The sequence below is a fragment of the Pseudonocardia yuanmonensis genome (assembly GCF_039542425.1).
GTDB lineage: Bacteria > Actinomycetota > Actinomycetes > Mycobacteriales > Pseudonocardiaceae > Pseudonocardia > Pseudonocardia yuanmonensis.
This window is the reverse complement of the sequence record NZ_BAABIC010000007.1, coordinates 274646-296538: the sequence shown is the minus strand read 5'-3', so window position 1 is coordinate 296538 and position 21893 is coordinate 274646. Positions and strand designations below refer to the sequence as shown.

The following is a 21893-nucleotide window of genomic DNA, read 5'->3' as shown; positions in this document are numbered from 1 at the left end:
GTCGACACCGATCCTATGCGGCGCGATGCATCCGTCGAACGAGAGCCGGAGGCCGTTCGGAGGACGGGGGCCCTCAGGTCCCCCACAGGCGGCGTGTGCACGATGTGACGGGTGCAGCTGGACATCGACCGCCCCCCGCCGGCCACGGCCGCCGGGCGCCCGCGCCCGGACCTGCTCGGCCGCGCAGCCGTGCTCGTGGTCCTGGTCGTCACGGCACTGTCGGTGGTGCGCGCCCTCGGGCCGCTGACCTACCCCGGCGACATCTGGCGCCAGTCCGACACGGCGTCGATGGCCCGCAACTACGCCGAGCACGGCCTCGACCTGTTCATGCCGCAGATCAACTGGGGCGGGAGCGGGCCCGGCTACGTCGAGTCCGAGCTGCCGATCATGCCGTGGCTCACCGGGATCCTCTACACGGTCCTCGGCGAGCACGAGTTCCTCGGCCGGCTGGTGTCGCTCGCCTTCATGCTGCTCGCCACCGCGGCATTCTGGGGCCTGGCGAGGCGGATCCTGCCGCCGGCGGCCGCCCGCTGGGCGCTGATCGCGTGGGCGGTCTCGCCGGCGTTCATGCGCTGGGGCACGGCCTTCATGCCCGAGGCCACGGTGCTCGCCTTCACGCTGCTGGCGCTGCTGTTCTTCTGCCGCTGGCTGCAGGAGGACCGGCCGGTGTGGCTGGTGGCCGTCGCCGCGACGGTCTCGCTGGCCGGCCTGGCCAAGCCGACCTCGCTGCACGTCGGGCTCGTGATGGGGCTGTGGCTGCTGCTCGCGGCGCGGGACCGGCTGCGCCGACCGTCGGTCTACCTGGCCGGGCTCGCCGCGCTCGTGCTGCCCGTGCTGTGGCTCCGGCACGCCGCGAGCCTCTACGAGACCTACGGCAACACCTTCGGCGTGATCTCCGGGGGCGACGACAAGTTCGGCAACCTGGCCATGTGGCTCGGCGCCGACTTCTACCTCGGCAACCTGCGCAGCGAGGTGCTGTTCGTCTACGGCGTGGTCGGCGTCCCGTTCGCGCTGCTCGGGGCGGTGTGGCTGGCCCGGCACCGGCGCGGGGCACCGGCCGCTTCCTTCCTGCTGGCCGGCGCGGTCGCGCTCGTCGTCTACTACTTCGCGGTCGGCCGCTACAGCGGCTCCGACCTCGGCATCCAGTACCACGTCTACTCGCTTCCCTACGCCGCCGTCGCGATCGGCATCGGCGTCGTGGCCGCGCGCCGGCTGCTGCGGCGGCGGATCGCGCCGCGGCTCGTCGCGGCGCTCGGGGTGGTGGCCGTGCTGGCGCTCGGCGCCCAGTCGCTCAACGTGTTCCGCCAGTCCTTCGACCCCGACGCCGGCACCCTCGGCGTGTGCGCGACCGAGCTGGCCGCCGTGTCCGCGCCGGGCGACCTCGTGGTCGTCGGTACGGACAGCACCACGACGATGGACGGCGTCGCGAACAACTACCAGGAGCCGGTGATCCTCTACCGGGCGGACCGGTACGGCTGGGTCCTCGCCGCCGACCAGTACGACCCGGCCCGGCTCGCGGGCATGCGGGACCAGGGCGCGCGCTGGTTCGTGAACCCGGTGCCGGGCCAGCTCACCGGACCGCTGGAAAGCTGGTTGCGCGACAACGGCGACCAGGTGCGCACGGCGACCTTCGACGGCTGCGACGTCTGGGCCCTCCGCACCCCCTGAGTCCACCGGACCCGGCCGGACCCACACGGAGTCGGACTAAGAACATCCCCTTGGTCCCGGCACTCGGCCTGGCCCCGCCACCCCGGCCGGGCCCACCACACCCGGGAAGGTCCGAGTGGTTGTGCCGGGACCGAGGGCTCCCGCCTGCAGCTCGCGGGCCGGAGATCAGCGAAGGAGCGAACCAGCGGCGCCCGGCAGAGCGCCCTCCGCACCGGAACGCTGATCAGCCTCTCGACGATCAATGGCCACCTGCATTGGCGCTCGCGCCGGAGCCGCAGGGCACCCGCCGACTACTCCGCGGCGGCCAGCCCGGAGCCGTCCGGCGCCCCGAGCAGCGGCACGGGGACGCTGACCAGCGTGACGGTCGTGCCCATGTCGTCCCGGCGGATCGAGACGCGCTCCATGCAGCCGCGCATGACGCTCATCCCGTAGCCCTTCTCACCGTGGTCGGGGCGCCACACGCCCTCGTCCCGCACCGTCACGACGACCTGGCGGTGCGTCGGTCCGGCCACCAGCCGGCCGACGACCTCGACGTCCCCGGGGACGCCCCCGGCGTAGGCGTGCTTGACCGCGTTCGTGCAGGCCTCGCTCACGGCCAGGATCGCGTCCACCCGCTCGGCCTCGGGCCACCCCAGCGCCTGGAGCCAGCGGTCCAGCCCGGCCCGGAAGAAGGCGAGCTGCACCGGGTCCGCGCCGAACCGGATGCTGTAGAAGCCCGAGTCGTCCGCCATGCCCCCGAGGATGACGAAGCCCGGGGCGCCGCGCGACCGCTGGCCGGGCGCCACCCGACGACCGGGACGAGGCACCCCGCGTCGTCAGCTCGGCAGGCGCGGCTCCGGGATCTCCACGGCGACGGGCTCCTCCGTGGGCGCCGGGACCCCGGCCGCCTCGGGCCCGACGACCTCGACGAGCTCGGACCCGCCCTCGGCCGCGAGCCGGGCGTGCGCCGCCGGATCCGCCGCCTTGTCCGCGAGGCCGAGCACCCGGCGGCGGGCCCGCGCCCGCCTCCTCAGGTCGGCCAGCTCGTCCGCGGTCCATCTCTGCTGCTCGGCCGGCGGCTGCCTGGACACCATCCTCCGCACCCCCTGGAACCCCTCGTCCGGACGTTCGGCACGGACACGACCGATGTTAGCCCGGTCACAGCAACGCAGGCGTCGGATCAGGCGGGTTCCGCCGAGTTCAGCTGGTCGTCGAGGTCGACCAGGATCTCCCCGTTCTCGACCACGCACCGGTAGACGGGGACGGCGGCGACCTCGGGGATCCCGACGGACTCGCCCGTGCTCAGGTCGAACCGGGCCGCATGGGCCGCACACACGAGTGTGTCGTCCTCCACCGCGCCTTCGTGGAGCGGCTGCCCCTGGTGCGAGCACACGTCGTGGATCGCGCGCACGTCCGCCTCCCCGAGGCGGACGAGGCAGATCGGTTCCGCCAGCTCCACCTGCACGGTGTCCCCGACCGCCAGCTCGTCGAGCGCGGCCACGACCTCGCGCGCCATCCCGGCCCGCCCGCTCAGTCCTGCCGCGGCGGGTCGTCGGCCGTCGGCGGGTCGGTCGGGATGAGGTCGGCGTCCGTGGCCGGTGCGTCGGCGGAGGTGTCCGGACTGACCTTCTCGACAGTGTTCTGCTCCTCGAGGAACTCGTCGCTGTCGGGGTCGGGAGCGCCGTTCGGAGTCGTCATGGCCGGGGAATCCCCGGGACCGGGATGCTCCACACCCGTCAGCAGCCGCCGACCCGACCGACTGATCGACGCCGAGACGAAATCGGGTCCCGACCAACGTCGTTGGTCGGGACCCGTTCCGTGCTGTGCGCCCGAAGGGATTCGAACCCCTAACCTTCTGATCCGTAGTCAGATGCTCTATCCGTTGAGCTACGGGCGCAGGTACCGCGTTCAGTTGTACTACATGCCGTGTCCGACCCGGGAGTCGGACCACGCCAGCGCGGAGGCTCCGGGATTTGAACCCGGGATGGGGGGTGACCCCAAACCGCATTAGCAGTGCGGCGCCATAGACCAGACTAGGCGAAGCCTCCCGGGGCCTCTCGGCCTCCAGCGGGTCCAAGAGTACACACGGCCCGGAGGGGGTGTGCACCCCACCCCGGGTCGCGTGATCGTCGCAGGTCAGCGGGCGGATTCGGCCAGGTCGAGGAACGGGGCGAGGGCCTCCGGGTTCTGCAGCGCGCCCTTGCTCACGGCCGTGTCGGGGCTCACGCCGGCGAGGATCTTCTTGACCGGCACCTCGCACTTCTTGCCGTTCAGGGTGCGCGGCACGGCGTCGACCACGATGAACCGGTCCGGGACGTGCCGGGGCGAGAGCTCGCTGCGCAGGGTCTTCCGCAGCCGCGGCTCGACGTCCTCCAGGGACGCCCCCGGGGCCAGCACCAGGAAGCACAGCAGCGCGCCCTCCTCCCGGGCGCCCAGTGCCGTGGTGTCGATCACCAGGGAGTCGGCGACCTCCTCGAAGCCCTCGACGACGGCGTAGAAGTCCGCCGTGCCCATCCGCACCCCGCCCCGGTTGAGCGTGGAGTCCGAGCGGCCGTAGATCACGAACGAGCCCCGCGGCGTGGCCCGCACCCAGTCCCCGTGCCGCCAGATCCCCGGGTACATCTCGTAGTAGGCCTCGCGCAGCCGGCTGCCGTCCGGGTCGTTCCAGAACATCACCGGCATGGACGGCATGGGCTGGGTGATCACCAGCTCGCCCACCTCGACCGGATCGGCACTGACGAGGTCCTCGCCCCGCTCGTCGAACGAGTGCACGTCCGCCCCGAGCGCGGCCACCGACAGCTCGCCCAGCCACACCGGCACCGTGGGCGCCGAGCAGACGAAGGCGGCGCAGACGTCCGTCCCGCCGGACACCGAGCAGATCTGGATGTGCTCGCCGCAGGCGTCCGCGATCCACCGGAAGCCCTCCACGGACAACGGGGAGCCGGTGGAGCCGAGCGCCCGCATCCGGGACAGGTCGTAGGAGTCCCGCGGCCGCAGCCCCTTCTTCAGGCAGGACTGCACGAAGGGCGCGGACACCCCGAAGACCGTGACGCCGTGCTTCTCGGCCAGCGCCCACAGCGCGCCGAGGTCCGGGTAGCCGGGGTTGCCGTCGAACAGCAGGATCCTCGACCCGACGAGGAGGCCGCCGACCAGGAAGTTCCACATCATCCAGCCGGTGGTGGTGAACCAGAAGAAGGTGTCCCCCGGCCCCAGGTCGTTCTGCAGGCGCATGGCCTTGAGGTGCTCGAGCACGATCCCGCCGTGGCTGTGCACGATCCCCTTCGGCAGCCCGGTGGTGCCCGAGGAGTACAGCACCCACAGCGGGTGGTCGAAGGGCACCGGCTCGAACTCCAGCGGGCCCGCCTCGGCGGTGAACTCCGCCCACGGCGTCGTCCCCTCGAGCGTGGCGTCCGGGTCGAGGTAGGGCACCAGCACGGTCTGCCGCACGGTCGGCAGCTGCTCCCGCAGCGCCGTGACGGTCTTGCGGATGTCGAAGGCCCGGCCGTTGTAGCGGTAGCCGTCCACGGCCAGCAGCACCACCGGCTCGATCTGGGCGAACCGGTCGTGCACCGCGCGCGCCCCGAAGTCCGGCGAGCACGAGGACCACACCGCCCCCAGCGACGCCGCCGCCAGGAAGGTCACCAGCGTCTCCACCGAGTTCGGCGCCAGCGCGACCACCCGGTCGCCCTTCCCCACGCCCGCGGCGACCAGCCCGGCCCGGGCGCGTGCGACCTGCTCGCGCAGCTCGGCGTGGGTGACGGTGCGCTCGAGCCCGTCCTCGCGGGCGAACACGACCGCGACGTCCGCGTCCTCGCGGCCGGGGCCCGGGGTCAGGGCGTGCTCGGCGTAGTTCAGCGTGGCGCCCGGGAACCACTGGGCGCCGGGCATCTCCCGGGAGCCCAGCACCGCCGTCGGCCGGTCCCGCCAGATCACGCCGAGGAACTCCGCCGCCGCGGCCCAGAACCCCTCCAGGTCGCGCACCGACCAGGCGTGCAGCTCCGCATAGTCCGTGTCCGAGGCCAGCTCGACACCCTTGTGCTCCCGCACCCAGCGCGCGAACTCGGCGATCGCGGTGCGGCCGGCCTGCTCCGGAGACGGGGACCAGAGGACCTCGGGGACGTCGGCGTCGAGAGTCATGGCGTCATCGTCGCCGACGCCTGCGTGCGGGGCCACCCCTGTGACCAGGGCGGTGGCGCCGGGATCAGCGCAGGTGCGAGTCGAACCAGTTGAGCATCCGCTGCCAGGCGTCCGCGGCCGTGGCGGGGTCGTCGTCGAAGCGGTGGCCGGCCCCGGGGTAGGTCACGAGGTCCGTGGCGACCTCGGACCGGCGGGCGGCGTCGAGCAGCCGGGCGAGCCCCGCCTCGTCGTCCCGGTCGCCGTAGATGCCGAGCCACGGGCACGTGAGGCCGGGCGCGGCGGAGACCAGCGCGGGCAACGGACCCACCGGCTCGTCGATGCCGCCGCCGGCCACCGTGACCGCGGCGCCCAGGGTGCGCCGGGCCGCCACGAGCAGCGCGACGCTGCCGCCCAGGTCGAAGCCGATCACGCCCATCCGGTCCGAGGCGACCTCGTGATCGGCGAGCCAGCCGAAGGCGGTGTCGGTGTCCGCCATCACCTGCTCGCCGTCCAGCCGGGCGACCTGGTCGGCGACCTGCTCGTCCGCGCCGTCGAGCTCGTCCGCCCCGTCGCGGTGGTAGAGGTGTGGGGCGACGACCAGCCAGCCGTCCCCCGCGATGCCCTCCACGAGCCGCCGCACGGCGTCGGTGACCCCGCGCGCCTCGTGCAGCACGACGATGCCGCCGCGCGGCGGACCCTCGGGCTCCGCGACCGTGAGGCGCAGGTCGGAGCCGTCGACCAGGGGCACCGCCTCGGTGCGGATCTCGCTCATGAGGACAGCCTTCCACGACTCGGGGGCAGGCCGCGGACGGGGCGGGTTACCGTGACGCACATGACGCCGATCCGTCCCGACCTGGACACCCTGCCCGCCTACGTCCCGGGCCGGGCGATCCCCGGGGCGATCAAGCTGGCGAGCAACGAGGTGGCCCTCGCGCCGACCGCGCCCGTCCTGGCGGCGATCGCCGAGGCCGCGGCGGCCGGCAACCGGTACCCCGACCTGGCCGTCGTCTCGCTGAGCGAGCGGCTCGCCTCCGAGCTCGACGTGACGCCGGACCGGATCGCGGTCGGCTGCGGCTCGGTGAGCCTCTGCCAGCAGCTCGTGCAGATCACCTGCCGGGAGACCACGGACGAGGTCGTCTACGCCTGGCGGTCCTTCGAGGCCTACCCGATCGTCACGCAGATCGGGAACGCCCGCGCCGTCACCGTGCCGCTGGACGCCGACTTCCGGCACGACCTGGAGGCCATGGCCGGCGCCGTCACGCCGCACACCCGGCTCGTGTTCGTGTGCAGCCCGAACAACCCGACCGGCACGGTGGTGCACCGGGCGGAGTTCGAGCGGTTCATGGACACGGTCGGCCCGGACGTCGTCGTCGCCCTCGACGAGGCCTACCACGAGTACGTCACCGACCCCGAGGCCGTCGACGGGCTGCCCCTGCTGGACCGGTACCCGAACCTCGTGGTGCTGCGGACCTTCTCCAAGGCCTACCGGCTGGCGGGGCTGCGCGTCGGCTACGCGGTCACCGCGCCGGAGATCGCGACGGCGCTGAAGAAGGTGTGCGCCCCGTTCAGCGTGAGCACGGTGGCCCAGGCCGGCGCGATCGCCGCGCTGGACCACGCGACCGAGCTGCTGGCGGCCTGCAAGGAGGCCGTCGGCGAACGGGTCCGGGTGCGCGAGGCGCTGCTCGCGGCCGGGTACACGGTGCCGCACACCCAGTCGAACTTCGTGTGGGTGTCGCTCGGCGAGCGGACCTCGGACTTCGCGGCGCACTGCCTGGAGCACAAGGTCGTCGTCCGGCCGTTCCACCCGGACGGCTGCCGGGTCACCGTGACCACCCCCGAGGAGGACGACCGGTTCCTCGAGGCCGCCCGCACCTTCTAGGGGGCCGGCTCGGGGTCCTTCGACCCGGTTTCTCCGGGCATTTCCCCGATGCCGGGGGCCGCGGCGCGGGTGTTCACTGCCGGTATGAGCAACTCGCCGTACGAGTACACCGGTCAGGCCCCGCTCGTGCCGCGCGACGACGAGCGCAACTGGGCCATGGCCGCGCACGTGCTCAGCTTCGTGTCCGCCTGGTTCGCGCTCGGCCTGTTCGCACCGCTGATCGTGTTGCTGGTGAAGGGCGGCGACTCCGCGTACGTGCGCCGGCACGCGGTCGAGTCGCTCAACTTCCAGATCAACGCCCTGGTGTGGACGGTCGTGTTCGGCCTGCTGATCTTCGTCGGGATCGGGCTGGTCCTGTTGCCGCTCTACGGGGTGTTCTACGTGGCCTGCGTGGTGCTCGGCACGGTCCGGGCCTCGCGGGGGGTGGACTTCCGCTACCCGCTGACGTTGCGCGTCGTGCACTGAGGCGCCGTGCACCGAGGCGTCGTGCACCGAGGCGTCGTGCACCGAGGCGTCGTGCACCGAGGCGTCGTGCACTGATCCGTCGTGCACCGAGGACGGGGTCCGCACACGGGACGGGCCCGGACCGTTCGGTCCGGGCCCGTCGCGTGCCCGTGGTGCGGTTCAGTCGGTGGCGTGAGTGTCCGTCAGAGCCTGTCGGTGGTCAGTAGTGCCCGTCGGTGCCCGTCAGTGCCGTGCGCCGCGCCTCGCCCAGAGGCCGGCCACGATCACCACCAGGATCACGGCGACCACGATCTGGAAGATCGTCTCCCAGAAGTTCCATCCCGACGTGCGCAGGTTCAGCGCCCGGGCGATGAACGTCCCGATGAACGCGCCGACGATACCGATGATGATCGTCAGCCAGATCGGGATGTTCTGCTTGCCCGGCACGAGCAGGCGTGCCAGGGCGCCGATGATGAGTCCGAAGACGATCGCGGTGATGATGCCGGTAACGGTCATGGAACTCTCCCGACTCCTCGGTGCAGGGCCACCCCCACGGTCGCCCTCAGGGCGTCTGCCTAGCACAGCGCGGGGGCCGGGTCCTGCCGGAAGGACCGTCGGGACCGAAGCGTTATCTCTCGTTCCGTTGCAGGTCAGCCCGTACACCCGGACGGATGACCACGGTCGGCCCAGTGGCCCGGGTGGGGCACCGAACCGGACGAATATCGTCACCGTCCGTTTATGGCCGTCGATCATCGGGCACTCGCACCTCGACCACATCGGACACGCTCCGGACGAACCCGGCGCGACCGCGAGGAGGAAGCAATGGGCATCATCGGTTGGATCATCGTCGGGCTCGTCGTCGGCGCCCTCGCGAAGGCGATCATGCCGGGCAAGGACCCGGGCGGCATCATCGTCACCTGCATCATCGGCGTCGTGGGCGGTCTGCTCGGCGGATGGATCAGCTCGGCCCTGTTCGGCGTCGACACCGGCAGCTTCTTCGACCTGCGCACCTGGCTGATCGCGCTCGTCGGGTCGCTGGTGCTGCTCGGCATCTACCGGCTCGTCGTCGGCCGCCGGTCGCGCACCCACGCCTGACCGGCGCAGCACGCACACGAACGGCGCCCGCCCGGAGAACCCGGGGACGGGCGCCGTCGTGTGTGCGCCGCGGGAGCGGCTCAGCCCTCGAGCACGTACCCGGCCCCGCGGATCGTGCGGATCCGCTCGGGGCCGATCTTGCGCCGCAGGTAGGAGATGTAGACCTGGACGAGGTTGGGCGAGGCCGGCTCCGACCACACCTGGGTCGCCAGCTCCTCGTGGGACACCGTGGCGCCCGGCTCGGTGAGCAGCGCGGTGAGCAGGGAGAACTCGGTGGGCGACAACGACACCGGGTTGCCGTCCACGGTCACCTCGCCGAGCTCGGTGTCGACCACGAGCTCGCCGCGGCGGATCAGCGTGTGCCCCACCGCGCCGGTCAGGCGCAGCCGCAGCCGGATCCGCGCGGACAGCTCGTCGACCGAGAAGGGCCGCAGCACGTAGTCGTCCCGGTCGCTGCGCAGCTGCGCGATCACGGCGTTGCGGCGCTCACGCGGGGTGAGCACTACGACCGGCACGCTCGGTGACTCGGCGTGCACGGCCGCGAGGACGGCGGCGTGCTCGGGCCCGGGGAGGTCGACGTCGAGCACCAGGAGGGCGGGCGGCGCGGCGCGGATCACGTCGAGGACGGCGATGCCGTCGGCGGCGGGATCGGCGCGCATCCCCTCCGCGCGGAGGGAGCGCAGCACCGACGCCGACGCGGCGGTCGGGGGCAGCGCCACGAGGACGGGGGCGTACGGGGGCACGGACGCTCGTGCCGTCGCCTGCGACGGCACGAACACGGACGCACCCCCCGGGGGAGCAGCGGGGAGCATCGCGGACAAGCTTGGCGTGAAAGCCCCTCGATCACAATGTGTCAACGGTCCGAGCGGCGCGTGCCGACCCGACGAGCGGCCTTCCCTGAGAACCGCACTGCTCCGAACGGAGCAGAGCGAGCGGCGAACCCGGCGAGGACGACACGCTCCGGCGCCTCCGGACGACCTGTCGGCGCGCTGGGGCAACCCCGGCTCTCAGCTTCGCCCGGCGCCCCTCCGGTTCCTCCATATGGTCATCGATCATGCGACGGAAACCCTCCGCCGCGGAGGACCGGCTCGATCCCCGCGAGCTGGTCGCCCGACTCTCCGCGGAGCACGGCTCCCCCGCCGGCCGACCGGGCCGTCCGGCGCGTCGGCGGCACGCCGCCGGTGCCACGGCCACGATCCCGGCGCCGCGCTCCGCCGACGGCCCCAACGACCCCGACGGCCCCGACGACCCCGACGGCCTGGACGGCCTGGACGGCCTGGAGGACGCCGACACCGGAACCGGTGCCGACGATGTTCTCCACGGCGTCGCGCGCGAGCCCGCCCTGCTGACGCACACGACGTCGCTCGGGCTCGAACCCGCGGGTGCGGGGCCGCCGCCGATCAGCCCGATGACCGGCCTGCCCGTGGTCACGGCGGCCGAGATCATCGCCGGCCCCGCGGTGAGCGGGGCGGGCGCCACCGGCGACGGCACGGTCATCGAGCGGGACGCCCCCGAGCCCCGCGTCGCCCGCGGCCGCCGTCGGGCCCCGCGCTCGACCCTGCGCCGGTTCGCCCCCGTCACGGTCGGGGTCGCCACGGTCCTGGTCGCGGCCGCGGTCGCCCTGCTGCTGCGTCCGGTGTCCGAGGACGGGCCGGACCAGGCGGCGTCGCTGACCTCGTCCGACACCGCCCAGGGGACACCGGACCCGCCCTCGACCGGGGTGGCGGCCATCCCGGCCCCCGGCGCGCTGAGCCAGGCGGTGGACGCAGCGCGCGAACACGCGACGACCACGACGCGCCCGCCCGCCGCGCCGGCGAACCCGGCGGCCGGCACGGCCCGCGCGCGCGGCCCGGCGGCCGCGGGCGACGGTTCCACGGCGGCCGGCCGGCTCGGCTGGACCCCGACCGGCGGCGACGAGTTCTCCGGCGGCCTCGGCAAGTGGGGGCTCTACGACGGCGCGGGTCACGGCGGCAACGGCCGGCGCACCCCGGACGCGGTCTCCACCTCCGGCGGGATCCTCACCATCCGCGGCGACTCGAACGGCAACACCGGCGGCATGGCGTACAACGAGAGCCGGCAGTACGGCCGGTACGAGATGCGCGCGAAGTTCCCGGCCGGGGACTCCCAGTACCACCCGGTGCTGATCCTGTGGCCGAGCGACGTCGAGTGGCCCCGCGGCGGCGAGATCGACTTCGCCGAGACGGACAGCGCGTCGGACGGCGTGTCGTTCTTCCTGCACTACGGCGCGGACAACAACCAACGATCCGCCAGCCGGAAGATCGACATCACGCAGTGGCACAACTACGCCGTGGAGTGGACGCCGAACGGGATCACCGGCTACCTCGACGGGCAGCAGTGGTTCTCCAGCACCGATCCCGGCACGCTCCCGCCGGGGAAGATGCACCCCACCATCCAGCTCGACTACTTCCCGGACGGCGGCTCCCCGCGCCCGACCGAGATGCAGGTCGACTGGATGCGCATCTACTCCTGAACGAGGGACTGGTCCCCGCGCAGGAACCGCACGACGTCGTCGACGCGCGGCTCGAGCAGCGCCCACCCGTCGCGGAGCAGGTCCAGCGGCCGACCGTCGGCGAGCTGCCAGATCACGGCCGCGGCGGTGAGCGCCGCGAGGGTGACGAGCACGAGCAGCACGCGGCCGAAGCGGGCCCGACGCAGCCGCCGCCGGCGCCGGGCGGCGGACTCGGCCCAGGTCCGGGGGCCGGCGGCGCGGAGGGTCGCGCGGGTGGCGCGGGTGGCGCGGTGCGAGGGTCCGTGCGCCGGGCGGGGCGGCATCGGCCGGAGAGCCGGACGCCCGGCCGCAGGCACAACCGGGCGCTGCACGGGGATGCGGGCGGTCGGGACGTCGTCGGTCAGGGTGGAGCTCGGCGGCAGGCTCATGGGTCGGTCCATCCGGCGGCGGGTCGGTCATCCGTCTGTCGAGCAGATCTCGGTCCGCGTTAGCCGTGCGGTTGGGCCGAACGGGCGTTCCTGCCCGCCCGTTCCACCTACGGTGACGGGTTCGTCTCACCCGGTGTGACTGCGCTACCTGGGGTAGCGGATCAGCAGCGAGGCGTGCACGTCCTCCGGTCCGACGGCGGCGTACCCGTGCGGAGCGTCGGCGACCCACTCCAGATACCCGCCGGGCCCCGCGACGCCCGGCGCGTCGAGCCGGCCGGCGCGGAGCTCGCCGGTGAAGACCGTCGCGTGCTCGGTGACGCCGGGGTGGTGCGGCGGCGAGGTCTGCTCGGCACCGGCGGGGATCCGCATGCGGTACAGCTCGTAGGTCGCCGGGCCGTCGTCGAACACCCGCAGCAGCTCCATGTCGACGGCCGCCCCGCGGATGCGCGGGCTGCCGCCGCAGGAGACCAGGGCCGTCAGCGCCACCCCGAGCGCGGCGGCGACCGCGTGCAGGGTGTCCAGGGTGGGGTTGCGGGTGCCGGCCTCGAGCCCGGAGAGCGTGGCCTTGCCGACCGACGCCCGGCGGGCCAGCTCGGACAGCGACATCCCCTGCTCCGTCCGCAGGGCCCGTACCCGCGGACCGACGTGGGCCGCGCCGCCGGGGAGCGCGGGCCCGGGTTCACGTGGCGAGCTCGCGACCACGCGCGCGTCCGTCGGCCCGGAATCGCTTGCCGCCGTCGCGTCCACGTGGCTATCGTTCCACCCCGGCTGTCGTTCCGTAAACGGAACGGCCGGGAGGAGGCACAGTGCGCGGGATCGCCCGACCGGTGTTGGCCGGTGTGGTGACGGCGATCGTCGGCTTCGGCGGCTCCTTCACGGTGGTGCTCACCGGGCTCCGCGCGGCGGGCGCCTCGGAGGGGCAGGCGGCGTCCGGCCTGCTGGCGGTCGCGGTCGGCTCCGGGATCGTCGCGCTCGTGCTGGGGCTGCGGACCCGGATGCCGGTGAGCATCGCCTGGTCGACGCCCGGCGCCGCACTGCTGATCTCCTCCGGCGTGCCGGACGGCGGGTTCCCGGCGGCCGTCGGCGCCTTCCTGCTCTGCGGGGTGCTGATCGTCGTCGCCGGGCTGGTGCGGCCCCTCGGTCGGCTCATCGCCGCCATCCCCGGACCGATCGCGGCCGCGATGCTCGCCGGGGTGCTGCTCGACCTCTGCCTCGCGCCGGTCCGGGCCCTGCACGAGGTGCCGCTCCTGGCCGCGCCGTTGATCGTCGTCTGGGCGCTGGTGGCGCGGTTCGCCCGGCAGTGGGCGGTGCCGGCCGCGCTGGTCGTGGCGATCGCGGGGATCGCGCTCACCGGGCCGGGCCTCGGCGGGGTGGACCTCGCGCCCCGGCTGGAGTGGACCGCGCCGGTGTTCACGCCGTCGGCGCTGATCGGGATGGGGCTGCCGCTGTTCCTGGTCACGATGGCCTCGCAGAACGTGCCGGGCATGGCGGTGATGGCGCAGTACGGCTTCCTGCCGCGGTTGCGCGGGATCCTCGTCGCGACCGGGCTGGCCACACTGGGTGCCGCCCCCTTCGGCGGGCACGCGGTGAACCTCGCGGCGATCAGCGCGGCACTGGCCGCCGGGCCCGACGCCGATCCCGACCCCGACCGGCGCTGGATCGCCTCCGTGACGGCCGGGCTGGGCCTGGCGGTGCTGGGCCTCGGGGCGGGCCTGGCGACCGCGTTGCTGCTGCTCTCCCCGCCGGTGCTGGTGGAGGCGGTGGCGGGGCTGGCCCTGCTGGGCGCGCTCGCCGCCGCCGTCACCTCGGCCGTCGCGCAGCCGGAAGGACGGGAGGCGGCGATCGTGACGTTCGTGGTCACCGCCGCCGGGGTGTCGTTCCTCGGCTTGGGCTCGGCGTTCTGGGGCCTGCTCGCGGGCGGCGCGATGATGCTCCTGCACCGTCGCCGCACCCACCCAGTGAGCGGCAACAGCCCTTAGGGGGCGTCTAGAGCGGCACTTGCACTCACGACCCCTGCTGACCTGCGGTTCTCAGGTGAGCAGGGCCGCGAGCCGGGCGTCGGACTCCGCGAGGGCGGCGCGGTCGAAGGTCGACGAGCCGACCAGCAGCTCGTCGGCCCCGGTGCGGGTGACGAGCGCCTCGAGCCGGGCGACGACGGTCTCCTCGTCGCCCACGATCGTGCGCCGCAGTGCGCTCTCCACCGTGACCCGTTGTCGGTCGGTCAGCGGCCGGTGCGGGTCGGGCGGCTCCAGCGCCGGGAACTCGCCCGTGGTGCGCGCGGCCGCCAGCGCCCACGCCTCGGGCAGGGCGAGCCCGGGGTCGCCGACGAGGACGTCGAGCGAGACGACGACGTACGCCCGGCCGCCGGCCCGGTCCCGGTAGTCCGCGAGCGCGGCGGCGCCGGCCTCGGTGTCGTCGAGCACCGGCCCGCCGACGACGACCGGCAGGCCGAGGTCCCCGGCCACCGCCAGCCCCTTGCCCGTGGCCAGCACGAACAGCGGGACCGGCGCGTCGAGCCGCGGGCGGGCGGTGACGGGGCCGGCGCCGTCGAGAAAGGCCCGGAGCTCGTCGAGGTCCTCGCGGAAGGTGTCGGCCCCGTCCGTCCGCAGGGCCCGCCGGACAGGCGCGGTGAAGCCGAGCGAGCGCCCGACGCCGAGGTCGATCCGGCCGGGGTGCAGCGCGGCCAGCACCCCGACCTGCTCGGCGACGACGAGCGGCTGGTGGTTGGGCAGCATCACGCCGCCGGACCCCACCCGGATCCGCTCGGTCGCCGCCGCGACGGCGGCCATCAGCACGGTCGGCGCGCCGGAGCCGATGCCCGGGACGGCGTGGTGCTCGGCCACCCAGAACCGGTGGTAGCCGAGCTCCTCGGCCCGCCGCGCCCGCTCGACGGTGTGGCGGACCGCCGCGGAGTCCGGCTCACCCACCCGGGTCCGCGAGCGATCCAGCAGCGACAGACGCACGCCCTGTCCAACACGCAGCGAGTCGGCGGTATTCGGTCACCGAGATGCACATCCCGGTCGCTCCCCCGGATGCGCCGTTCGGTACCCGGAAGTGCCGACTCGCGGGGATCAGGTGAGGTTGCGGCGCTCCAGGAGCGGGCGGATCTCGGGGTCGCGGCCGCGGAAGGCGCGGTAGGCCTCCATCGCGTCGACGCTGCCGCCCCTGGACAGCAGCTCGCGGCGGAAGTGGTCGCCGTTCTCCCGGCGCAGTCCGCCGTTCTCCGCGAACCACTCGACGGTGTCCGCGTCGAGGACCTCGGACCAGATGTAGGAGTAGTAGCCGGCCGAGTACCCGCCCGCGAAGACGTGGTTGAAGTAGGTGCTGCGGTAGCGCGGCGGGACGAGCGGGTGCGCGATCCCGGCCTTGCGCAGCGCCTCCGCCTCGAAGGTGAGCACGTCCTCGACGGTGTCGTCGACGCTCAGCGTGTGCCAGGCCTGGTCCAGCAGCGAGGCCGCGAGGTACTCCGTGGTCCGAAAGCCCTCGCCGTAGGCGCGGCTGGCCAGCAGCTTCTCGAGCAGCTCGGGCGGCAGCGGCTCGCCGGTCCCGTGGTGCCGGGCGTACCGGCCCAGGATCTCCGGTCGCTCCAGCCACATCTCGTTGACCTGGGAGGGGAACTCGACGAAGTCCCGGGGCACGGACGTCCCGGAGAAGGTCGGGTACCGGACGGCCGAGAACAGCCCGTGGAGCGCGTGCCCGAACTCGTGGAAGAGGGTGCGGACCTCGTCGATCGTCAGCAGTGTGGGCTCGCCCTCGGCCGGCTTGGCGATGTTGAGCGTGTTCATCACGACGGGCCGGGTGCCGAGCAGCCCGGCCTGCGGGACGAGCGCGTTCATCCAGGCCCCGCCGCGCTTGGACGCGCGGGCGTGGTAGTCGCCGCCGTAGAGGCCGAGCGGGGTGCCGTCGGCGTCGAACACCTCCCAGTACCGGACGTCCGGGTGGTAGGTCGGCAGGTCGTGCCGCTCGTGGAACTGGATCCCGTAGAGCTCCTCGGCCGCGTGGAACACGCCGTGCACCAGCACCCGCTCCAGCTCCAGGTAGGGGCGCAGGACCGCGGCGTCGACCTCGTACCGCTCCCGCCGCACCCGCTCGGCGTAGAACGCCCAGTCCCACGGCTCGAGCGCGTGCCCGGCCGGGGCGGCGAGATCGCCGGCCTCCGCGTCGGCGTTGCGCATCGCGGGCGGGGCCAGGTCGGCGAGCATGGCGGCGACGGCGTCGACCGAGCCGGCCGTGTTGTCGTCGATCACGTAGGCGGCGTGGCTCGGGAAGCCCAGCAGCCGGGCCCGCTCGGCCCGCAGCGCCGCCAGCCGCAGCACGACCTCCCGGGTGTCGTTCCCGTCGCCCTGCGCACCGCGCCCGATCGACGCCTCGAAGATCTCGCGCCGCAGCTCGCGGTCCGTCAGCGACTCCAGTACGGGCTGTCCGGTCGGCAGCACGAGGGTGACCAGGAAGCCGCTGCCGTGCCCGCGGTCCTTCGCCGCGGCCGCCGCGGCCGAGATCGCGCTCGGCGACAGCCCGTCGAGCTTCGCGACGTCGTGGACGTGCACCGCGGCCGCGTTCGCCCCCGCGAGCAGGCGGGCGCTGAAGGTGGTGGACAGCGAGGACAGCTCGGCGTTGATCGCGCTGAGCCGCTCCTTGTCGGCCTCGCCCAGCTCCGCACCGGCCCGTACGGCGTCGCGGTGGTGGCGCTCGAGCAGCCGCAGCGACTCCGGGTCGAGGCCCAGTTCCTCCCGCTTCCCGTACAGCTCCGCGATGCGCCCGAAGAGCCGCGGGTCCAGGGCGATCGCGTCGGCGTGCGCGGCGAGCATCGGGGCGACGGCGGCGCGCACCTCCTCGATCCGCGGGGTGGTGTGGGCACCGGCGCGGCTGAAGAAGACGCGCGAGACCCGGTCGAGCGTGCGACCGGAGAGCTCCAGGGCCTCCACGGTGTTGGCGAAGGTCGGCGGGCCGGAGGCGAGGATCGCCTCCACCTCGGCGCGCTGCTCCGCCATCCCCGCCTCGAACGCCGGCAGGTAGTCCTCGTCGGTGATCGCCGCGAAGTCCGGGAGGCCGTAGGGCAGCTCGCTCGGCGCGAGGAAGGGGTTCGCCATCCCCTCACGCTAGCCCGGGCCGCCCGGGCGCGGCCGGTGATCCGCGCCCGGCCCCGGACCGCGCGCGGATCACCAGAGCGACTGGACCACCACGCCGTCGTGCAGGGTCGAGACCTTGTTGCGCTTGCTCCACTCCATGAAGGCCGGAAGGTCCACCCAGTCCTGGATCGCCAGCCGCCAGTGCTCGGGCACGCCGGCCGGGCCCTGGTAGATCTCGTGGAGGACGAAGATCGTGTTCCCGGTCGGGGACGAGTTCGGGTCGACCGGGTCGGACAGCTCGGGTCCCTTCGAGATCTTGTAGGAGAGCAGCGCCTCCTCGCCCTCCCGCGGGTGCCCGGTCATGAACTCCGCGTGGCTGGTGAAGATCCGGTCGCCCTCGGCGACCTCGTCCGGGCCGACCGTCCACATGACGACGATGTTCGTCCTGCCCGTCTCCGACATCGGTGTCCTCCTCGGGGTCGGCCCTGCCCCGGCGGCGGGACGTCCACCCGGGATACGCGACCCGGCCCGCGCGGGCACTACGTACTTGTGCGTACCGGCCCGGCCAGCAGGTCGGCCGCCCTTTCCCCGACCATCACCGCGGTGGCGGCGGGCCCGCGGCGGGGCACCGCCGGCAGCACAGAGGTGTCCGCCACCCGCAGGTTCGCGAACCCGTGCACGCGCAGGTCGGGGCTCACCACCCGGCCCAGCGCGGCGCTGCCGCAGAGGTGCACGGAGGTCGTCAGGACGTTCCGGATCCAGCCGTCGAGCCGCACGTCGTTGCCCAGCACCCAGCCCTCCGGGGCCGCACGGTCGAGGCCGGCGACCCGCAGCAGGTCCGCGGCGATCCGGACGGCCGCGCGCAGCCGTCGTCGATCGGCCTCGGTGCGCAGGTAGCGATAGTCGAGCAGCGGCGGCGCGAGCGGGTCGGCCGAGGTGATGGTGAGGTCGCCGTGGCTCTCGGGGCGCTGCAGCGCGCACATCAGGTGCAGGTCGCCGCCCTCGCCGAACGGCCGCGCGAAGAGCAGGACCTCCAGGTCGCCGGCCGGGTCGGAGCCGGAGTCGAGGTTCAGCGCGGCCTGCCCGGCGACGGCGTCGGGGTGCGGCGGCGGGCCCGGCCAGCGGAAGGGCAGGTAGACGCTCGGGTGGTCGGACCACCCCTGGCCGACCGGCAGCTCCGCACGCAGCGGCACACCGGCCTGCTCCAGCACCGGCGCGGGCCCGATCCCGCTGTGCAGCAGCAGGTGCGGCGAGCCCACGGCCCCGGCCGCCAGCACGACCTCGCCGGCCCGGATCGTCCCCGCCGTCGTCTCGACGCCCTGGGCGCGGTCGCCCGCCAGCAGCACCCGCAGCGCCCGGACCTCCGGCCGCACGGTCAGCGTCCGTACCTCCGGCGCCGCGCCCCAGGGGGGCGGGAGGTACGCGGTCGCGGTACTGATCCGCACGCCCTCGGCGGCGTTCGACGGGACGGGCCCCGCCCCGGGCGGCCCACCGGCGTTCTTGTCCGGCTCGGCGGGATAGCCCAGCGCGGAGCAGGCCGCGAGGAAGACCGGCGTGACCGGGGCCAGCAGGTGCCCCGCCGGCCGGCGCACCCGCAACGGCCCGGCCCTGCCGTGCACCTCCCCGCCGGCGTCGAGGTCGGACTCCGAGCGCCGGTAGTACGGGAGGACGTCGTCGTAGGACCAGCCGGGGACCGCCCAGTCCGCGAAGTCCCGGGGCACCGCCCGCACGAAGTACGAGCCGTTGATCGCCGACGAGCCGCCCACGACCCGGCCACGCGGCACCGAGACCATCCGCCCGCGCACCAGCCGTGCGGCGTACTCCCAGTTCAGCGGGTGTCCGGGCGCGGTCGCGGCGAGCGAGGCGGCACTCGTGACGTCCGGCAACCGGGAGGCCGGGCCCGCCTCCACCAGGCAGACCGAGCGGTCGCCGCGCTCGGCCAGCCGTCCGGCCAGCGCGCACCCGGCCGAGCCCGCGCCGACCACCACCACGTCGTACCCGGGGTCGGTCACGGTGCGAGGATGCCGCACGTGAGCCCCCGGGACAGCAGTGCCGCGCGCGACCTGGCCGACTTCGTCTCCGCCTCCCCCACCCCGTACCACGCGGTGGCCGAGTCGGTCCGGCGGTTGCGCGAGTCCGGGTTCACCGAGCAGGTCGAGACCGAGGAGTGGGATCCCGCGCCCGGCGGACGCTACCTCGTGCGGGACGGCACGCTGCTCGCCTGGCACGTCGGCGACGAGGCCCGCCCGGGCTCCCCGCTGCGGATCTTCGCCGCGCACACCGACTCCCCCACGCTGAAGGTCAAGCCGCGCCCGGACACCGGTGCGGCGGGCTGGCGGCAGGTCGCCGTGGAGGTCTACGGCGGCGCGCTCTGGAACTCCTGGCTGGACCGCGACCTCGGGCTGGCCGGCCGGCTGGCGCTGTTCGACGGGACCGTGGTGCCGGTGAACGTCGACCGGCCGCTGCTGCGGGTGCCGCAGCTGGCGATCCACCTGGACCGGCAGGTCAACCAGGGCCTCACCCTCGACGCCCAGCAGCACCTGCTGCCGGTGTGGGGCGTCGGGGACGTGCGGGAGGGCGACCTGCTCGAGTTCCTCGCCGCCGAGGCGGGGGTCGACCCGCGGCAGATCGCGGCGCACGACCTCGTGGTCCACGACCTCACCCCGCCGGCCCGGCTCGGTCGCGAGGGCGAGCTGCTCGCCTGCCCGCGGCTGGACAACCTGGCGTCGGTGCACGCGGGGCTGGCCGCGCTGCTCGCGGCCTCCCGCTCGAACACGGGGGTGATCCCGGTGTTCGTCGGCTTCGACCACGAGGAGATCGGCAGCGGCACGGCGACCGGCGCCGCGGGCCCACTGCTGGAGACCCTCCTGACCCGGCTCGCGGGCGGGTTCGACGCCCGGGCGCGCGCCTTCGCCGCGTCGCGCTGCCTCTCGGTGGACGTCACCCACGCGGCGCACCCCAACTACCCGGAGCGGTACGACCCGGGGCACCGGAGCATCCCCAACGGCGGGCCGGCCCTGAAGGTCAACGCCAACCAGCGCTACGCCACGGACGCCCCCGGGGCCGCCGCCTGGCACCGGGCCTGCCGCGGCGCCGGTGTTCCCGGCCAGTTCTTCGTCGGCAGGAACACCGTGCCCTGCGGCACGACGGTCGGGCCGATCGTGGCGACCCGGCTCGGCATCCGGACCGTCGACGTCGGCATCCCGGTGCTGTCCATGCACTCGGCCCGCGAGCTGTGCGGTGTCGACGACCCCGGCCACCTGGCCGCCGCGGGCGCCGCCTTCCTCTCGGACCCGTCATAACGGGCCAATCGGACTCCCGTCACGCTTCCGTTTGACGCCACACGCACCGCGCGTCACCGTCGGCTCGTCTATTCCGCGACGATGGGGAGCAGACGATGAGCGACGGTGCTGTCGGCGACCGGGCGGTCGACAACGACGCGGTCCAGCGGTCCCAGCGGCGGCGGGCGGTGGTCGCCTCGACCGTCGGCACGACGATCGAGTGGTACGACTTCTTCCTCTACGGGACGGCGGCCGCGCTCGTCTTCCCGAGGCTCTTCTTCCCGGGCGAGGACCCGTACGTCGGGATCCTGCTGGCCTTCGGGACCCAGTTCGCCGGGTTCGCCGCGCGGCCGATCGGCGCGGCGATCTTCGGGCACTACGGCGACCGGATCGGACGCAAGTCCACGCTGATCATCACGCTGCTGCTGATGGGGATCGGCACCGCGCTGATCGGCGTGCTGCCGACCTACGCCGCGATCGGCCTCGCCGCGCCGATCCTGCTGACACTCCTGCGGATCGTGCAGGGCATCGCGGTCGGCGGCGAGTGGGGCGGCTCGGTGCTGCTCGCCATGGAGTGGGGCCACGCCCGGCAGCGCGGGTTCATGGCCAGCTGGCCCCAGCTCGGCGTCCCGCTCGGCCTGCTGCTCTCCACCGGGCTGATGCAGCTCATGTCCGCGACCACCGGCCCGGCCTTCCTCACCTGGGGCTGGCGGGTGCCGTTCCTGGTGAGCGTGGCGCTCGTCGGCGTCGGGCTCTACGTCCGGCTCCGGGTCCTGGAGAGCCCCGAGTTCGCCGCGGTCAAGGCGAAGCAGACCGTGGTGCGGCTGCCGATCGTCGACGCCTTCCGCACGCAGTGGCGGGAGATCCTCAGCTCGGCCTTCGTGCGGCTCTCCGAGCAGGCGCCGTTCTACCTGTTCATCACGTTCGTGCTCAGCTACGGCACCCAGCAGCTGCAGCTCAACCGGGGTTCGCTGCTCAACGCCACTCTCGTCGCCGCTGCGGTCGGCCTGTTCAGCGTCCCCTTCTTCGGCTGGCTCTCGGACCGGATCGGCCGGCGGACCATGTACGGCATCGGCATCGTGTGCACCGCGCTGTTCGCCTTCCCGTACTTCGGCCTGCTGAACACCAAGGTCGGGGTGCTGGTGCTGCTGGCGATCGTGCTGTCGCTGGTCTTCCACGACATGCAGTACGGCCCGCAGGCCGCGCTGATCGCCGAGAGCTTCGGCACCAACATCCGCTACAGCGGCGCCGGCCTGGGCTACCAGCTGGCCTCGGTGATCGCGGGCGGGCCCGCCCCGCTGATCGCCGCGTACATCCTGAAGAACACCGGGTCCAGTACGGGGATCGCCTGGTACATCGTGATCTGCTGCGTCATCGCCATGGTCGCCCTGCTGGTCATGCCGCGCCGCGCCCTCCCGGACGACCGGTCGGTGCAGGCGGCCGTGACACAGGGGTAGGACCGGG

22 protein-coding genes and 2 tRNA genes are annotated in these 21893 nt (G+C 73.9%); 8 read left to right on the top strand and 16 right to left on the bottom strand.

Annotated features, from left to right (window positions below; genetic code table 11):
• Window positions 1–111 precede the first annotated feature (111 nt).
• Window positions 112–1668, top strand: coding sequence for an ArnT family glycosyltransferase (locus ABD990_RS13290; protein ID WP_345380757.1), 1557 nt, complete (start codon window positions 112–114; stop codon window positions 1666–1668).
• Window positions 1669–1958: 290 nt separating this feature from the next.
• Here the strand turns inward: ABD990_RS13290 and ABD990_RS13285 are convergent, their stop codons facing one another.
• The 8 genes from ABD990_RS13285 to ABD990_RS13250 all read right to left on the bottom strand — a co-directional run bounded on the left by ABD990_RS13285 (window position 1959) and on the right by ABD990_RS13250 (window position 6535).
• Complete coding sequence (locus ABD990_RS13285; RefSeq protein ID WP_345380756.1) at window positions 1959–2399, bottom strand: ATP-binding protein; 441 nt, start codon at window positions 2397–2399, stop codon at window positions 1959–1961.
• Window positions 2400–2483: 84 nt separating this feature from the next.
• Window positions 2484–2741, bottom strand: coding sequence for a hypothetical protein (locus ABD990_RS13280; RefSeq protein WP_345380755.1), 258 nt, complete (start codon window positions 2739–2741; stop codon window positions 2484–2486).
• An 86-nt stretch (window positions 2742–2827) separates the two neighbouring features.
• Window positions 2828–3163 carry a Rieske (2Fe-2S) protein gene (locus ABD990_RS13275; RefSeq protein WP_345380754.1) on the bottom strand — a complete coding sequence of 112 codons (336 nt, stop codon included), beginning with the start codon at window positions 3161–3163 and terminating at the stop codon, window positions 2828–2830.
• 14 nt (window positions 3164–3177) lie between these two features.
• The gene (locus tag ABD990_RS13270) at window positions 3178–3345 is read right to left on the bottom strand and encodes a hypothetical protein (protein ID WP_345380753.1); all 168 of its coding nucleotides are present in this window, start codon (window positions 3343–3345) and stop codon (window positions 3178–3180) included.
• 126 nt (window positions 3346–3471) lie between these two features.
• Window positions 3472–3544: transfer RNA gene (locus tag ABD990_RS13265), tRNA-Arg, on the bottom strand.
• Window positions 3545–3605: 61 nt separating this feature from the next.
• Window positions 3606–3695, bottom strand: a tRNA-Ser gene (locus ABD990_RS13260).
• 88 nt (window positions 3696–3783) lie between these two features.
• Window positions 3784–5784, bottom strand: coding sequence for an acetoacetate--CoA ligase (locus ABD990_RS13255; RefSeq protein ID WP_345380752.1), 2001 nt, complete (start codon window positions 5782–5784; stop codon window positions 3784–3786).
• Window positions 5785–5848: 64 nt separating this feature from the next.
• Window positions 5849–6535 carry a dienelactone hydrolase family protein gene (locus ABD990_RS13250; RefSeq protein ID WP_345380751.1) on the bottom strand — a complete coding sequence of 229 codons (687 nt, stop codon included), beginning with the start codon at window positions 6533–6535 and terminating at the stop codon, window positions 5849–5851.
• A 60-nt stretch (window positions 6536–6595) separates the two neighbouring features.
• On the opposite strand from ABD990_RS13250, the gene hisC reads away from it, so the two are divergent.
• Both hisC and ABD990_RS13240 read left to right on the top strand, forming a co-directional pair.
• The gene (gene hisC, locus ABD990_RS13245) at window positions 6596–7642 is read left to right on the top strand and encodes a histidinol-phosphate transaminase (protein ID WP_345380750.1); all 1047 of its coding nucleotides are present in this window, start codon (window positions 6596–6598) and stop codon (window positions 7640–7642) included.
• Window positions 7643–7726: 84 nt separating this feature from the next.
• Window positions 7727–8107, top strand: coding sequence for a DUF4870 domain-containing protein (locus ABD990_RS13240; protein ID WP_345380749.1), 381 nt, complete (start codon window positions 7727–7729; stop codon window positions 8105–8107).
• Between the two features lie 222 nt (window positions 8108–8329).
• Here ABD990_RS13240 and ABD990_RS13235 read toward each other — a convergent pair whose 3' ends face one another.
• The gene (locus tag ABD990_RS13235; RefSeq protein ID WP_345380748.1) at window positions 8330–8602 is read right to left on the bottom strand and encodes a GlsB/YeaQ/YmgE family stress response membrane protein; all 273 of its coding nucleotides are present in this window, start codon (window positions 8600–8602) and stop codon (window positions 8330–8332) included.
• A gap of 306 nt (window positions 8603–8908) precedes the next feature.
• On the opposite strand from ABD990_RS13235, the gene ABD990_RS13230 reads away from it, so the two are divergent.
• Entirely contained in the window at window positions 8909–9181 is a 273-nt protein-coding gene (locus ABD990_RS13230) for a GlsB/YeaQ/YmgE family stress response membrane protein (RefSeq protein WP_345380747.1), read from the top strand.
• Window positions 9182–9261: 80 nt separating this feature from the next.
• Here ABD990_RS13230 and ABD990_RS13225 read toward each other — a convergent pair whose 3' ends face one another.
• The gene (locus ABD990_RS13225; RefSeq protein ID WP_345380746.1) at window positions 9262–9924 is read right to left on the bottom strand and encodes a response regulator transcription factor; all 663 of its coding nucleotides are present in this window, start codon (window positions 9922–9924) and stop codon (window positions 9262–9264) included.
• A 311-nt stretch (window positions 9925–10235) separates the two neighbouring features.
• Here ABD990_RS13225 and ABD990_RS13220 point away from each other — a divergent pair, with 311 nt between their 5' ends.
• Entirely contained in the window at window positions 10236–11672 is a 1437-nt protein-coding gene (locus tag ABD990_RS13220; protein ID WP_345380745.1) for a glycoside hydrolase family 16 protein, read from the top strand.
• On the opposite strand, the gene ABD990_RS13215 is transcribed toward ABD990_RS13220, so the two are convergent.
• Window positions 11663–12079, bottom strand: coding sequence for a hypothetical protein (locus ABD990_RS13215; protein WP_345380744.1), 417 nt, complete (start codon window positions 12077–12079; stop codon window positions 11663–11665). The two genes, ABD990_RS13220 and ABD990_RS13215, sit on opposite strands and share 10 nt — an antisense overlap.
• 144 nt (window positions 12080–12223) lie before the next feature.
• Entirely contained in the window at window positions 12224–12781 is a 558-nt protein-coding gene (locus tag ABD990_RS13210; RefSeq protein WP_425569593.1) for a helix-turn-helix domain-containing protein, read from the bottom strand.
• Window positions 12782–12885: 104 nt separating this feature from the next.
• Here ABD990_RS13210 and ABD990_RS13205 point away from each other — a divergent pair, with 104 nt between their 5' ends.
• Window positions 12886–14058 carry a benzoate/H(+) symporter BenE family transporter gene (locus ABD990_RS13205; RefSeq protein ID WP_345380742.1) on the top strand — a complete coding sequence of 391 codons (1173 nt, stop codon included), beginning with the start codon at window positions 12886–12888 and terminating at the stop codon, window positions 14056–14058.
• A gap of 51 nt (window positions 14059–14109) precedes the next feature.
• Here ABD990_RS13205 and ABD990_RS13200 read toward each other — a convergent pair whose 3' ends face one another.
• From ABD990_RS13200 to mftG, 4 genes are all read right to left on the bottom strand, one after another.
• On the bottom strand, window positions 14110–15042 hold the full coding sequence (locus tag ABD990_RS13200) for an MsnO8 family LLM class oxidoreductase (RefSeq protein WP_345380740.1): 933 nt from the start codon (window positions 15040–15042) through the stop codon (window positions 14110–14112).
• A 108-nt stretch (window positions 15043–15150) separates the two neighbouring features.
• Window positions 15151–17169, bottom strand: a complete 2019-nt coding sequence (locus ABD990_RS13195; protein WP_345380738.1) for a M3 family metallopeptidase — start codon at window positions 17167–17169, stop codon at window positions 15151–15153.
• Window positions 17170–17238: 69 nt separating this feature from the next.
• Entirely contained in the window at window positions 17239–17610 is a 372-nt protein-coding gene (locus ABD990_RS13190; RefSeq protein ID WP_345380737.1) for a hypothetical protein, read from the bottom strand.
• 77 nt (window positions 17611–17687) lie between these two features.
• The gene (mftG, locus tag ABD990_RS13185; RefSeq protein ID WP_345380736.1) at window positions 17688–19160 is read right to left on the bottom strand and encodes a mycofactocin dehydrogenase MftG; all 1473 of its coding nucleotides are present in this window, start codon (window positions 19158–19160) and stop codon (window positions 17688–17690) included.
• Window positions 19161–19178: 18 nt separating this feature from the next.
• Here mftG and ABD990_RS13180 point away from each other — a divergent pair, with 18 nt between their 5' ends.
• Entirely contained in the window at window positions 19179–20450 is a 1272-nt protein-coding gene (locus tag ABD990_RS13180) for a M18 family aminopeptidase (protein ID WP_345380735.1), read from the top strand.
• A gap of 95 nt (window positions 20451–20545) precedes the next feature.
• Window positions 20546–21886, top strand: coding sequence for an MFS transporter (locus ABD990_RS13175; protein ID WP_345380734.1), 1341 nt, complete (start codon window positions 20546–20548; stop codon window positions 21884–21886).
• Window positions 21887–21893 lie beyond the last annotated feature (7 nt).

Bases quoted from the DNA above. Each gene is read 5' to 3' on its own strand.
- ABD990_RS13220 (WP_345380745.1), top strand. From the start codon at position 10,236: ATGCGACGGAAACCCTCCGCCGCGGAGGACCGGCTCGATCCCCGCGAG.
- hisC (WP_345380750.1), top strand. From the start codon at position 6,596: ATGACGCCGATCCGTCCCGACCTGGACACCCTGCCCGCCTACGTCCCG.
- ABD990_RS13285 (WP_345380756.1), bottom strand. From the start codon at position 2,399: ATGGCGGACGACTCGGGCTTCTACAGCATCCGGTTCGGCGCGGACCCG.
- ABD990_RS13255 (WP_345380752.1), bottom strand. From the start codon at position 5,784: ATGACTCTCGACGCCGACGTCCCCGAGGTCCTCTGGTCCCCGTCTCCG.
- ABD990_RS13230 (WP_345380747.1), top strand. From the start codon at position 8,909: ATGGGCATCATCGGTTGGATCATCGTCGGGCTCGTCGTCGGCGCCCTC.
- ABD990_RS13215 (WP_345380744.1), bottom strand. From the start codon at position 12,079: ATGAGCCTGCCGCCGAGCTCCACCCTGACCGACGACGTCCCGACCGCC.
- ABD990_RS13270 (WP_345380753.1), bottom strand. From the start codon at position 3,345: ATGACGACTCCGAACGGCGCTCCCGACCCCGACAGCGACGAGTTCCTC.
- ABD990_RS13175 (WP_345380734.1), top strand. From the start codon at position 20,546: ATGAGCGACGGTGCTGTCGGCGACCGGGCGGTCGACAACGACGCGGTC.
- ABD990_RS13280 (WP_345380755.1), bottom strand. From the start codon at position 2,741: ATGGTGTCCAGGCAGCCGCCGGCCGAGCAGCAGAGATGGACCGCGGAC.
- ABD990_RS13235 (WP_345380748.1), bottom strand. From the start codon at position 8,602: ATGACCGTTACCGGCATCATCACCGCGATCGTCTTCGGACTCATCATC.
- ABD990_RS13190 (WP_345380737.1), bottom strand. From the start codon at position 17,610: ATGTCGGAGACGGGCAGGACGAACATCGTCGTCATGTGGACGGTCGGC.
- ABD990_RS13250 (WP_345380751.1), bottom strand. From the start codon at position 6,535: ATGAGCGAGATCCGCACCGAGGCGGTGCCCCTGGTCGACGGCTCCGAC.
- ABD990_RS13275 (WP_345380754.1), bottom strand. From the start codon at position 3,163: ATGGCGCGCGAGGTCGTGGCCGCGCTCGACGAGCTGGCGGTCGGGGAC.
- ABD990_RS13240 (WP_345380749.1), top strand. From the start codon at position 7,727: ATGAGCAACTCGCCGTACGAGTACACCGGTCAGGCCCCGCTCGTGCCG.
- ABD990_RS13195 (WP_345380738.1), bottom strand. From the start codon at position 17,169: ATGGCGAACCCCTTCCTCGCGCCGAGCGAGCTGCCCTACGGCCTCCCG.